The sequence below is a fragment of the Pseudomonas sp. 4CAES_32.4 genome, assembly GCF_058136335.1.
Window position 1 is genome coordinate 1,512,232 of record NZ_CM176882.1, and the last position, 12,674, is coordinate 1,524,905.

Annotated in this window: 8 protein-coding genes and 1 pseudogene; 3 read left to right on the forward strand and 6 right to left on the reverse strand. The window is 57.5% G+C overall.

All coding sequences use genetic code 11. From position 1 onward, the window contains the following. Positions 1–41: 41 nt before the first annotated feature. Complete coding sequence (locus tag AC3Y64_RS06810; RefSeq protein ID WP_489986892.1) at positions 42–3,899, forward strand: calcium-binding protein; 3,858 nt, start codon at positions 42–44, stop codon at positions 3,897–3,899. A 44-nt stretch (positions 3,900–3,943) separates the two neighbouring features. After that, the gene (locus AC3Y64_RS06815) at positions 3,944–5,158 is read left to right on the forward strand and encodes a hypothetical protein (protein ID WP_489986893.1); all 1,215 of its coding nucleotides are present in this window, start codon (positions 3,944–3,946) and stop codon (positions 5,156–5,158) included. A gap of 65 nt (positions 5,159–5,223) precedes the next feature. Here the strand turns inward: AC3Y64_RS06815 and dspII are convergent, their stop codons facing one another. Next, entirely contained in the window at positions 5,224–6,336 is a 1,113-nt protein-coding gene (gene dspII, locus AC3Y64_RS06820) for an enoyl-CoA hydratase/isomerase DspII (protein ID WP_489986894.1), read from the reverse strand. 132 nt (positions 6,337–6,468) lie between these two features. Here dspII and ung point away from each other — a divergent pair, with 132 nt between their 5' ends. After that, positions 6,469–7,161: a uracil-DNA glycosylase gene (gene ung, locus AC3Y64_RS06825; protein ID WP_064119805.1), complete on the forward strand. Its 693-nt coding sequence runs from the start codon at positions 6,469–6,471 to the stop codon at positions 7,159–7,161. 85 nt (positions 7,162–7,246) lie between these two features. Here the strand turns inward: ung and AC3Y64_RS06830 are convergent, their stop codons facing one another. The 5 genes and pseudogenes from AC3Y64_RS06830 to AC3Y64_RS06850 all read right to left on the reverse strand — a co-directional run bounded on the left by AC3Y64_RS06830 (position 7,247) and on the right by AC3Y64_RS06850 (position 12,626). After that, positions 7,247–8,281 carry an AbrB family transcriptional regulator gene (locus AC3Y64_RS06830; RefSeq protein WP_489986895.1) on the reverse strand — a complete coding sequence of 345 codons (1,035 nt, stop codon included), beginning with the start codon at positions 8,279–8,281 and terminating at the stop codon, positions 7,247–7,249. Beyond that, positions 8,274–9,787, reverse strand: a pseudogene (locus AC3Y64_RS06835) (tripartite tricarboxylate transporter permease). The gene AC3Y64_RS06830 and the pseudogene AC3Y64_RS06835 overlap by 8 nt, the downstream one beginning before the upstream one ends. Position 9,788: 1 nt before the next feature. Continuing rightward, complete coding sequence (locus AC3Y64_RS06840) at positions 9,789–10,247, reverse strand: tripartite tricarboxylate transporter TctB family protein (RefSeq protein ID WP_489986896.1); 459 nt, start codon at positions 10,245–10,247, stop codon at positions 9,789–9,791. Positions 10,248–10,303: 56 nt separating this feature from the next. Next, entirely contained in the window at positions 10,304–11,281 is a 978-nt protein-coding gene (locus tag AC3Y64_RS06845; RefSeq protein ID WP_489986897.1) for a Bug family tripartite tricarboxylate transporter substrate binding protein, read from the reverse strand. A 52-nt stretch (positions 11,282–11,333) separates the two neighbouring features. Then, a complete protein-coding gene (locus tag AC3Y64_RS06850) occupies positions 11,334–12,626 on the reverse strand; it encodes an OprD family porin (RefSeq protein ID WP_038358338.1) in 1,293 nt (430 codons plus the stop codon). Positions 12,627–12,674: the final 48 nt, after the last annotated feature.

Genomic DNA, 12,674 nt, shown 5'->3' on the forward strand with positions numbered 1-12,674 from the left:
GAGAAGCGGAAATTTTTAAAGCTGCAAACGCTTGCGATGGGATGCGTTTTATTGCGAGAGATCTCGAATATAAAGCAGAGGGAAAGGAAGGGAGACATTGCGCGCGTTTATACCAAGTACTATCCAATATCATTGGTGGTAAGTTCGGAGATGGAACTGAGTTTGAGAAAGAAACGGCAGATATACTTCGAAGTGCAAAGCTTTGGCTGGACGTCGCGATTGACGCTAATGGTGGGCGGGGCGCTTACTCTGCATTGATTCGCGCCTACACTTTACGGCAAGGAAAGCTCAGATTAAATAAGGTATTCAGCGAAAGTAAGATGCAAGAGTCGTCCAATCAGGTCGCAGTCAATTTTATGAACTCCCTGATGAACGGCTCGGTTAAATTTGATCTGCCGCCCTGGACCGTTCCTTCCATTGACCAAATCGCAGCCATTGATGCTAGTGCTATTGGAGAGGTATTGTTTCGCAAGGAGGCTGGGATAGAAGATACTGCCTCGAGTCAGAACGCCGGCTGGTCCGGAACCATAGGTTTTAGTCTGCTCGGCGGAAAACCTCCGTATGAAACCTGGAGACTGATATTCGCGGGTGATCCAGGTTCAGATATCAAAGGGAGTCATGAACTCGCCAAAGTAAACAGGCTCGATGATTATAAAAATATTCTATTCGCGATAGATTCCTATCGTGTCGGTCTGCAAGCAGTGATAAAAAACTTTGGTGCCAACATAGTTAGCACTGTTTTTTCAGTCGTGCCCGAGCAAATCAACATCGGCCTAGCGAGCAGTAACATCAACCCGCTGATTCAATATGTTGTGAAGGGCACACCCGTGTCACCCACCGTCAACTTGATTCTGCGGTATGGGGTGAATGATTTCTTCGACATGTTCAGGCGCACGTACGACGGCAATTCTGCCGCGACGCCCACCTCTGACGAAACCTTTGCCGCTAATGCCTACGCATTTTTTTCAGCGCTTTCACCGACTCAATCACAAAGCATCATTACCAAGGCAATTGGGGAATACGGCAGCGCTTCAGCGTGGGTATCGGTGGCTACTCAAGCGACGCCGGTTGGCGAAGCTTTGCGAAATTCGCTGAAACAGCTCAGTGAAGTAGTAATTGAACGAGCGGACGGTTACTCGGGGCGGGGATTGGAGCTTCACGATCCACAAACTGGCGAAGGTGTCATTACAGAGCATTGGATCGCCGACCGTGCGCAAATGTTGGCCCGACTGATTTCCAGAGCCCATGGTTCCTACGGAGAAAATACCTTGCAGAAATTCTCATATTCGGACTTGGCCACGGGCATACAGGCGCCAATGGCGACGGGGGTATCAAACCCGTTGGTCGTATTTGGTGATGATGGAGGGCGATCTTTCGGTGGCGGGGGGAACGCCGATCACCTTCACGGTGGGAAGGGCAATGACTCGATTAGCGGGTTAGCGGGTAATGACAACATTGAAGGTGGTCACGGCAATGACTCGTTAACCGGAGGCGACGGCAATGACGCACTGTACGGCATGGCGGACGATGATGTTTTGGTCGGGGAGAAGGGCAACGATTCGCTTATCGGTGGCGCAGGCGATGATCGCTACGAGTTCTCCAGTGGTGATGGAATCGACGAGATTGTTGATACCGGCATCAATGGCCATATCTTGATAAATGGCCTGCCAATCCCTGCGCTCATGCGCGGTACGCCACTGAGCAATACCTGGTTCACTGAAGATCAAGCAATGGCGTTAACGCTCATCGAAGAACTCGATAAAACTACGCTGAACATCAAGTACGGGCCTGGCGACCTCATTGTGATCAAGGATTTCAAGCCAGGGATGCTGGGTATTCGTCTGCCTGAGTATCAAGGGCAAACCGCTTCACCTCCTCATCTGATCGTGCAAGGCGACTGGAAAGCCAAAGACACCGATCCCGCTACCCCCGGTGAACAGGTTTCGTACGATGATTTGGGTAACGTCTTGGTATTGCCCAAAGTAAAACAGAGAAATAAGGCCGACGTGCTCCACGGTTCTGCAAAAGACGACGTCATTCTCGGCCTTGGCGGTTCTGATCGGCTATTTGGCAACGACGGAGACGATCGGCTGTTCGGGGATAAACAAGTATCGCTTGAAACGGCCATCGCCGACGGTACCACCAAAGGCAAGACAAGCCGTGGTGACTGGCTGGACGGAGGGCAGGGCGACGACTTGTTGATAGGCACTTCTTCCCGAGATGTATTGCTCGGTGGCAACAATCGGGACACGTTGCTTGGCGGAGCAGGAGACGATGTTTTATATGGTGATAACTCGACTGGAGTGGTCGAGCAGGATTGGAGTTTCAAGCATGGTGAAAGTCTTGTAGGCGGCGTCAGTCTTCACAGTACCGTCTTTTCCAAAGCCTCTCTGGATGCTTCATCGGAGGGCGATAACGATGTTCTTTATGGCCAAGGTGGCCGGGACGTCCTCAATGGTGGCTGGGGCGATGATCTACTGGACGGTGGAACCGAAGATGATCTTTTGTGGGGTGAGGAAGGAAATGACACGCTATCAGGCGGGGATGGCAACGACACATTGTCTGGCGACAATCTCGACAGCAAAAGTTTTGGACTCCAGAGCAAACACCATGGCGACGATGTACTGAATGGCGGCAAAGGCGATGATCGTCTTGCCGGCAACGGTGGTAGCGATGCGTTGTATGGCGGTCCCGGCAACGATGACCTGAAAGGTGACGATGACTTGCTGGACGGCGGTTCCGGTGAAGCCGCTCATTTTTTCGGGCGTGATTTGCTGGATGGTGGCGCGGGAGATGACACGCTCTGGGGCGGTGGTGCTGATGATGTGTTGTTGGGTGGTGCTGGTCACGATGACCTGAGCGGTGATTATCCCAGCCATCCTGTTCTTTATCACGGGGATGACTTTCTGGATGGCGGCGTGGGAAATGACACGCTCAGAGGGATGGGGGGCTCGGACACGCTCATCGGCGGGCCCGGGGCAGATGCGCTTGATGGTGATATTGCTGACTTGCAATCGGGCGGGGTCAATGATGACTACCTTCAGGGCGATGGAGGCAACGATACGCTTTGGGGCGGTTCGGGCGCCGACACACTTTACGGGGGCGCGAATGATGACGTGTTGGTCGGGGACTACGAAAAAAACGCCGAAGCGGATCACGGCCCAGACTATATGGATGGCGGCTCAGGCAACGACACATTGCAAGGAGGAGGTGGCGACGACACGTTGATTGGCGGGGAGGGAATGGATTATCTCCGCGGCGATTCAGGTAATAACGTCTTTGAAGGCGGTAGCGGTAATGACCTGCTCGAAAGCCAAGCCGGCGATGATATCTACTGCTTTGGCCTCGGTGACGGACTTGATGTCATTAGCGATCAGGGGGGCAAGAATATCATCAGGTTCGGGGCAGGATTCTCTGCAGCAAATCTGAAAGCGGACATCATTGAAACTAGCGCGGGGACGGCGTTGCGGCTGTCAAACGGATCGGGTGATGCGGTGCTGCTCCGAAGCCATGAAAACTGGCTGGGTTCGACTTTCAGCTTCAGCGATGGGGGGACTCTCGGCTATCAAGACATCATCAAGAAAACAAAACCTCCGATAGAAGTGATTGATCCGCCGGTAATGAATTTGGTGCTGATCGAAGAAAATAAAGACGTAAATGAAGACGTAAATAAAGACAGAAATACAGTAAGCAGCACGGCTGTCTTTCAGGTTCCTTCAACCGGTAATGTTCCTGACGAAAACGGTGGTTCCGGCTCCGACAATCGCAATGATTGGACAAGTAAGTTTCTTGCGCAAATAAAAGAAAAGCGTTCGGCGAGCAGGCGCGCAGGAGGTTTTATTTTGAATGATAAGGGTGTCTGGGTTCGTAATCACATAACGATGATGGTGGGCGAGTAAATGTCGAAGTCGGAAACCTTTTTCTGGGAGGTGCAGGGGATGATGTGGTCGTCGCCTACGCCGGTTCGCCGCTCGATTATGGCGCAGTGGCGGGCAGAACACTGGGCGGCCTGCTATCTGCCGGGGCAGGTAACGATACGTTGCTTGGTTCTGAAGGCGCGGATTACCTGATCGCTGGTGCAGGGGAAGATTGGCTTTACGGTGAGGACGGTGCCGATACTTACATCGTGCAATCGCATGCTGGCGCAACGACCATTATTGCGGACGTATTGAACCCTGTTTTTCTACGACCTGAAGTGGGCGTTACCGGATGGAGTGACGAATACGGAGTGCTGGATCAGGACACCATCGTCCTTCCGGAGGAAGCCAAGCGTGATCAACTGCAGTTGAGTTGGGGAGCGGCCCTGATTGAAGCAGTCAATGTTGAGTTGGCACCGAACCCGCCTCGCGATGCCTATCGCCGGCCCCCTCGGGCAAAAATGCTGTACTCAACACTCGATATCAAATGGGGTGGGTCACAACAGGTTCGGATTGTGATGCCTCATGTCGGTGATCCGGTCGGTTCGGGTATTGAGACTGTAAAGTTTGCCGATGGATCGGACATAAGTTTGAAGCAGCTTATGGAATTGGGTCAGTTAGGAGCGGCCCCAGATACCTACCATCAAGGTGTAATTGTTAATAACTCGACTCACTTCAAATCCATTCGTGAGGGACAAACTCTCCCGCTGGTTGGAGGGCATGGCAATGACACACTGAGTGGGTCTGGAGAGATTCGAGGCATGCAGGGTGATGATTTGCTGACAGGCAATGTTGGTGATGACGTTCTGGTCGGTGGCGCAGGAAACGACACGTTGTCCGGTGGTGCTGGTAATGACATTTACAGGTATGACGGTCTCGGCAGAGATGTGGTGGTGAATGCCGGAGGGGGTACTGATGGAGTCGACTTCTCCACCTCTGGATTGTCTATTGATAACCTTAAATTTCACCGCGAAAACGACGACCTTGTCGTCGTTGTGGGTTACGGCATGGCGCCGAAGATCCGGGTTTCCAATCATTTCTCAGGCGGCGATGCTGCTATCGGTTATATAAGAGTCCACGAAGCCGGAAAGTCTGTACGTGACTATTCAGCGAGCGAACTCTTGGGTCTTCTGCATCCTCTTCCTCCGCTTCGTGATGTTGAGGATATCTTGGCAAGGAATGACGAAGAGGCGTTGCAAGCACTGGCGGAAATAGTGAAATTTTACGATTTGAACGTCTAGACACAATCGAGACGCCTGCCCGCAATAGCCCTCGGAAATCGGCCATCGCGGGCATCGACGGGAACTCAATACTGCGTCAAATCCGCCAACGGATGCCGCCCCTCCCAGACCTTGTGGAAATGCGCCTCGACCACCGCCTCCGGCACGCTACTGATGTCCGGCCAGTGCCAGTGCGGCTTCTGATCCTTGTCGATCAATCGCGCGCGAACCCCTTCGCTGAACTCCGGGTGTCGGCAGCAATTGAGGCTCAGGGTGTATTCCATTTGAAAGACTTCGGCCAAGGACATGTGTCGGGCGCGGATGATCTGTTCCCAGACCAGATGCGCGGTCAATGGCGAGCCTTCGCTCATGGTTTTCGCCGCGCGGGCGATCAGCGGGTCGCTGCTGTCGCGCTGCAGGCTGATGGCTTTCCAGGCGCAGGTGACGTCGCTGACGTCGAGCAGTTCATCGATCTGCTGACGGCGCGGCAGCCACTGTGCTTCGGGCATTTGTGCAACGGCTTCCTGCTGCAACGCCTTCAGCAGGCTGTTGAGTTGCACGTCGGTTTGTTCCTGCCAATTGAGCTGCAGCAGGCCCTCGATCAGTTGCGGCTGCTGTTCGTCGAGCAGGAAGCGGTCGGCCAGATCCAGATCGATGGCATCACGGCCATTCATGTGCGCGCCGGTCAGGCCCAGAAACAAGCCAAGCTTGCCCGGCAGCCGGGCGAGAAACCAACTGGCGCCGACGTCGGGATACAGACCAATGGTGATCTCCGGCATGGCCAGGCGGCTGCTCGGCGTCACGATCCGCGTGCTCGCGCCTTGCAGCAGGCCCATGCCGCCGCCGAGCACGTAACCGTGGCCCCAGCAGATCAGCGGTTTTGGATAGGTGTGCAGGCTGTAATCCAGTCGATATTCCGCGCTGAAAAATTGCGCGGCCAGTGGCGGTACTTCTCCGGGGTGGGCGCGGCAGGCCTCGACCAGGCTGCGCACTTCGCCACCGGCGCAGAAGGCCTTGGCGCCGTTGCCGCGCAGCAGCACGCAGACGATTTGTGGATCCTTGGCCCAGCTGTCGAGTTTGTCGCTGAGGGCGTTGATCATCGGCAAAGACAGCGCGTTCAGCGACTTTTCAGCATCCAGGCTGGCGATACCGATGCGGGCGCCGTCGGTGCCGGTGAGTTCTTCGAAGTGCAGATTCATCGTGACCTCGATCGGGAATTTGAACGATCAGTATGATCGTTGTGGGGGAAAGTGCCGGATCTGCGTCAGATCAATTGACAAGCGTGGCCGGCTTTCCTAGGGTTCGCCCCATTGTTTTTGCCGGGTATGACCATGACTGCTGACGACCGTATCAAACTCGAACCGAGCTGGAAGGAGGCACTGCGTGCTGAGTTCGACCAGCCTTACATGGCAGAGTTGCGCCAGTTTCTGCAGCAGGAGCGGGCGGCCGGCAAGGAAATCTATCCGCCGGGACCGATGATTTTCAATGCGCTGAACTCGACGCCGCTGGATAAAGTGAAGGTGGTGATCCTCGGTCAGGATCCGTATCACGGCCCGGGTCAGGCCCATGGCTTGTGTTTCTCGGTGCAACCGGGCGTGCCGGCGCCGCCATCGCTGGTCAACATCTATAAAGAGTTGAAGCGCGACCTGAACATCGATATTCCTAATCACGGCTACCTGCAGAGCTGGGCCGATCAGGGCGTGTTGATGATCAACACCACGATGACCGTCGAGCGCGCGAACGCCAATGCGCACAAGGACAAGGGCTGGCAGTTCTTTACTGATCGGATCATTGAGCTGGTCAGCGAACGGCAGCCGCACTTGGTGTTCATGCTCTGGGGCGCGCATGCGCAGAGCAAGCAGAAGCTGATCGACGCGACCAAACATCTGGTGCTGACGTCGGTGCATCCGTCGCCGCTGTCAGCGTATCGCGGGTTCTTGGGTTGCGGGCACTTTGGCCGGACGAACAAGTTTCTTGAGCAGAATGGCGAGACGCCGATTGAGTGGCGTCTTCCGCCGATTTGAAAAGCATCGCGAACAAGCTCACTCCTACAGTTGGAATGTGTTCCCCTGTAGGAGTGAGCCTGCTCGCGATGGGGGCAACTCGGTTTTATTCGGGATTACGATTCCAGTACTTGAACAACGGCTCAGCCAGAAACAGCACGAACAACAACCGCATCACCTGCATCGCCGTCACCAGCGGCACTGACAATTGCAGCGTCTCCGCCGTCAGGCTCATCTCGGCAATCCCGCCAGGCATCATGCCCAGCGTCAGTGAACGCAGATCCAGATGGGTCAGCGCGCTCAAACCCAACGCCGCCAGTGAGGCGATCAACATGGTCAACGCCGTGCCGATCAACGTCCGTCCCATAAAGGAAGGCGCGCGGCGGAAGAACTGTCGGTTGAAGTGACAGCCCAAACCGCTACCAATCAACCACTGACCAATCTGGCTGCCGCCATTGGGCAAACCGATGTGCAGATCCCAGCCGATGCTGACCGCCGCACTTACCAACAACGGGCCGAACAGCCACGGATTCGGTTGGCGCAGCCGTTGCCAGAGCCACGCAAGCAAACCGCCCGCCGGAAACAGTATCGCCAGCCAGCGCCAATCGACGCTGCCCGCATGAGCAATCGGGTTGCCATCACCGAGCAAATACTTGAACGCCGCCGGCACACACAGCACCACCACCAGCACGCGCAAACTCTGCCCCGCCGCAACGTGGCTGAGCATCGCGCCATTACGCGCGCCGAGGTTGACCATCTCGCCGGAACCGCCGGGCATGCTCGAGAAAAATGCGGTGGCGCGATCCTCGCCGGTACGGCGCATCAACCACACGCCGACCACCGCCGACAGACTGGTGACCAGCGCACCGAAGAAGATCAAGCCGAAATGACTGAGCACCTGCTCCATCACCACCGGAGTGAAATGCAGGCCGATGCCGATGCCGACGATCCACTGGCCGCACTTGCGGCCGCCAGGGATTTCGGTGAGTTGCCATGGGGTCAGGCAGCGCACGAGGATGATCGCCAGCAACGAGCCGACCATCCACGGCAGTGGCCAGCCGATCTGGCTGGCGAGGTAACCGCCAAGCAGACCGACCAGCGGGGTTCCCCACCAGGACTTCAGTGAGGCGCGATCAAACATCGGCGATGGCGCGTTGCGCAGCCGAACGTTTACGCCAGATGCGGATGATCGGCATCAACAGCATGATCGCGGTCAGCACCCAGACACCGAAAGTGATCGGGCTCGACCAGAGGATTTCCAGTGCACCGTTGGAGATCGACAGGGCGCGACGCAGGTTCTGCTCCATCAGACCGCCGAGGATGAAGCCCAGCAGCAGCGGCGACAGCGGGAAGTCCAGCTTGCGCAGGATGTAACCGAAGATGCCGATGCCGATCATCAGGAACAGGTCGAACGTGGTGGCGTGCACCGCGTAAACGCCGATACCGGTAATGATCGCGATGACTGGCACCAGTGCCCAGTTCGGCACGGCAAGGATGCGGGTAAACACGCGGATCATCGGGATGTTGAGAATCACCAACATCACGTTGGCAATGAACAACGACGCGATCAGGCCCCAGACGATGTCCGGTTGTTGCTGAAACAGCAGCGGGCCCGGCGTGATGTTGTACAGCGACAGGGCGCCGATCATCACCGCGGTGGTGCCCGAACCCGGTACGCCCAGGGTCAGCATCGGCACCAGTGCGCCACAGGCTGCGCCACCGATGGCGGTTTCCGGCGCGGCGAGGCCACGGGGGTCACCTTCACCGAACTTGCCGCTGGCACCGGCGATGCGCTTCTCGGTCATGTAGGCCACGGCGCTGGCGAGGGTCGCGCCGGCACCCGGCAACACGCCCATGATGAAGCCCACACGCCGCAACGGACGTTGACGACGAACACCGACGCCGCTTCCTTGAAGTTGAACATCATGCGACCGGTGGCTTTCACCGCTTCCTGGCCGTGGTGGGTTTTTTCCAGCAGCAGGAGGATTTCGCTGATGGAGAACAGGCCCAGCACCAGCACGACGAATTGAATCCCGTCAGTCAGGTGAATGTTGTCGCCGGTGAAGCGATAAACACCGCTGTTGGCGTCGATGCCGACGGTCGAGAGGAACAGACCGATCAGCGCCGCGATGAAGGTTTTCAACGGACGATCACCAGCCATGCCGCCGAGACAGACAATCGCAAACACCATCAACACGAAGTATTCCGCAGGGCCGAAGGCAATCGCCCATTTCGCCAGCAGCGGAGCAAACAAGACCATGCCGCAGGTGGCGATAAACGCGCCGATGAACGAACTCCATGCCGACAGCGACAGCGCGACACCGGCCAGGCCTTTGCGGGCCATCGGGTAGCCGTCGAGGGTGGTCATCACGGTGGACGCTTCGCCCGGAATGTTCAGCAGGATCGAACTGATCCGGCCGCCGTATTCGCAGCCCAGATATACCGCTGCCAGCAGGATCAGCGCCGACTCCGGCGGCAGGCCGAGGGCGAATGCGATCGGGATCAGCAACGCCACGCCGTTGATCGGGCCCAGGCCCGGGAGCAGGCCGACGACGGTGCCGATCAGCGTGCCGCACAGCGCGGTCACCAAGTTGTACGGGCTCAGCGCGACGCCGAAACCCTGACCCAAATAGCCAAGAGTATCCATATCAGTTCTCCAGAACGCTGAGCAGGCCGAGAGGCAGCGGAACGTCCATCACACGGTCGAACAACAGGTAAAGACCGATGGCCATCAGGCTGATGATCACCACGCTCGGCAACCAGCGGCCACCATAGAGGCGAGCCATCGGTACGCCGGTGAGAATGCTGGCGACGATGAAACCAAGGGGTTCGAAGGTGCCGGCGAACACCAGCAACAGCACCACGCAGATGCCGATCTTGGTCAGGGTTTCGCGGTCCAGTGGCGGCTCGTCATCACTGTGTTTGATCGCTGCCGGGCGGAACACCATGTACAGCAGTGCCGCGCCCATCAGGGCAAGCATCAACAGGGGAAAGGCACGCGGGCCGACCGGTTCGTAGGAAAAAGCCGCTTGGTACGGCCACGCCATCAGTGCCAGGCCGATACAAACCAGCAACAGCACTGAGGCGAAAATGCGTTGAATAAGCATGGGAGCTCCTGTGCCGCGTCCCCGCAACCGGGAACGCAGCCACTAGACAGAGACGATCACTGGATCAGGCCGAACTCTTTGGCCAGCACTTTGTAGTCCGCGACCTGCTTCTTCACGTAGGTGTCGAGTTCCGGGCCGGTCATGGCGAACGGGAACAGTTCACGCTGATCGCGCAGCTTGGCGAACTCCGGCGAGGCCAGCAGTTTGTCGAACGAGTCTTTCCACCAGGCGTAATCTTCGTCGCTGACTTTTGGCCCCAGGTAGAAGCCGCGCACCACCGGCCAGACGATGTCGTAGCCTTGCTCGCGCGCGGTCGGGATGTCTTTCATTTCCGGCTCGTCGAGACGCTTGTCGGCGAACACCGCGAGCAGGCGCATGTCACCGCTCTGGATGTGCGGCATGGAGTCGGAGATGTCAGTACTGCCGACCTGGATGTGGCCACCGAGCAGGGCGGTCGCGATTTCGCCGCCACCTTCGAGAGCGACGTAGCGCAGGTCGCGCGGGTTGATCCCCGCAGCCTTGGCGATCAGGGCGGTTTGCATCCAGTCCTGGCTGCCGACGGTGCCGCCGGACCCGATCACCACCGAGCTTGGATCTTTCTTCAGCGCCTGAACGAGATCGTCGAGGGTCTTGTAGGGCGAATCGCTTTTCACCGCGATGGCGCCGTAGCTGGTGCCGACCGCAGCCAACCAACGCACGTTGGTTTCATCGAAACGACCGAACTTGCCTTGGGCCAGGTTCAACAGCGAACCGCTCGACCACGCCACCAGCGTGCCCGCATCGGCAGGACGCTGAGCGACTACGGCGTTGTACGCCACTGCGCCGACGCCGCCGGGCATGTAAGTGACGCGCATCGGTTTGGTCAGCAGTTTCTCGTTGACCAGTGCGCTCTGCACCAGTTTGCAGGTCAGGTCGAAACCACCGCCCGGCGATGCTGGAGCGATACATTCCGGACGTTTCGGTTCGGCCATTAGTTGGCCGGCAAACAGGACACAACTGGCGGCGAGTGCCATTTTACGCAGTGATAAGTTCATTTCAGTCTCCACGGGCATTGTTGTTATTCGACGTGTTGTTTACCAACAGGCTCTACCAGAGAGCGACGCTGTAGCTCACCAGCAAACGCACTTCGTCTGCATCGCGAGCCGAGTAGTTGGAGCGGTAAGTGGCATTACGCAAACGCACGGCGACATCCTTCAAGGCGCCGCTTTGTACTACATATTTGATCTCGGTGTTGCGCTCCCACTCTTTGCCTTCTTCGCCGTTCTTGAGCTTGATGTTGTCACCGCTCAAGTAGCGGCTCATGAAGCTCAGGCCAGGAATGCCGAGCTTGGCGAAGTCAAAGTCGTAGCGCGCCTGCCAGGAGCGCTCTTCGGCGCCGGCGAAGTCGTTGATTTGCACGAAGTTAACCAGATACGGGTCGCTGCCATCGACATACGGGAAGGCGCTGTCGCCGGACATGTGCTGGTAACCGGCGCTGAACTTGTGGCCGCTCAGCGCGTAGCTGACCAGACCGTTGAGCGAGCGGTTGTCGATCTCGCCGCCGCGGGCCGCGCCCTGATCATCACTGACGGCAAAGCGCAGGTCGGTGGCGAAGGTGCCCGGGCCCATTGGACGCGAGGCCACCAGACCGAAGAAGTGCTGGTTGTAGACTTCGTCGAGTTGCGCGAAGTGGTAACTGCCGGTGATCTTGTCGGTGAACTTGTAGTCGACGCCGCCAAAATCGAAGTGCTTGCCAGCAGCGGTGCCAGCAAAGCGGCTGTTCTTGTTGTTGAGGGCGATGTCCTCGAAATCGGTGCTGTCGCGATCCTTGGCTTTCTCCAGTCGACCACCGGTGAACGTCAGGTTCTTGATTTCCTTGGAGGTCAGCAAGCCGCCTTCAAAGGTCTGCGGCAGGATGCGCCCGTCGTTCGGTTTGAGGATCGGCAGTTCAGGAATCAGGCTGCCGATTTTAAGTTCGGTGGCGGAGATTTTTACTTTGCCGGTCAGGCCGACTTTCGAGTACTCATCCGCCGCGCGCCCATCGTCGTGGGTCGGCAGCAGGCCGGTGCCGGTGCGGTCCGGGCTCGAATCGAGTTTGACGCCGAGCATGCCTAAAGCATCGACACCGAACCCCACGGTGCCATCGGTGTAGCCCGATTGCAGATTGAGCATGAAGCCCTGGGCCCATTCGTCACGCTTGGATTGCTGAGCGCTGGTGCCATCGCGAAAGTCGCGGTTGAAATACATGTTGCGGGTTTCGAAGGTGGCGCTGCTGTCTTCAATGAAGTCGGCAAAACTCAGCGGCGAAAAACCGGCAAGGGCGGCGGCACTGGCGAGGGCGGTGTGGCTGAAACGGGAAGGGCGAACAGGCGTGGACGCCTGAGGCTGCATGGACGGCATGCGGGTGTACTCCGTTTATTGTTCTTATTGGTCGAAAACGCTTCGGGG

Excerpts from the sequence above, each read along its gene's own strand:
- AC3Y64_RS06810 (WP_489986892.1), top strand. The coding sequence starts at position 42 with ATGCGTTTTATTGCGAGAGATCTCGAATATAAAGCAGAGGGAAAGGAA.
- dspII (WP_489986894.1), bottom strand. The coding sequence starts at position 6,336 with ATGAATCTGCACTTCGAAGAACTCACCGGCACCGACGGCGCCCGCATC.
- ung (WP_064119805.1), top strand. The coding sequence starts at position 6,469 with ATGACTGCTGACGACCGTATCAAACTCGAACCGAGCTGGAAGGAGGCA.
- AC3Y64_RS06830 (WP_489986895.1), bottom strand. The coding sequence starts at position 8,281 with ATGTTTGATCGCGCCTCACTGAAGTCCTGGTGGGGAACCCCGCTGGTC.
- AC3Y64_RS06840 (WP_489986896.1), bottom strand. The coding sequence starts at position 10,247 with ATGCTTATTCAACGCATTTTCGCCTCAGTGCTGTTGCTGGTTTGTATC.
- AC3Y64_RS06845 (WP_489986897.1), bottom strand. The coding sequence starts at position 11,281 with ATGAACTTATCACTGCGTAAAATGGCACTCGCCGCCAGTTGTGTCCTG.
- AC3Y64_RS06850 (WP_038358338.1), bottom strand. The coding sequence starts at position 12,626 with ATGCCGTCCATGCAGCCTCAGGCGTCCACGCCTGTTCGCCCTTCCCGT.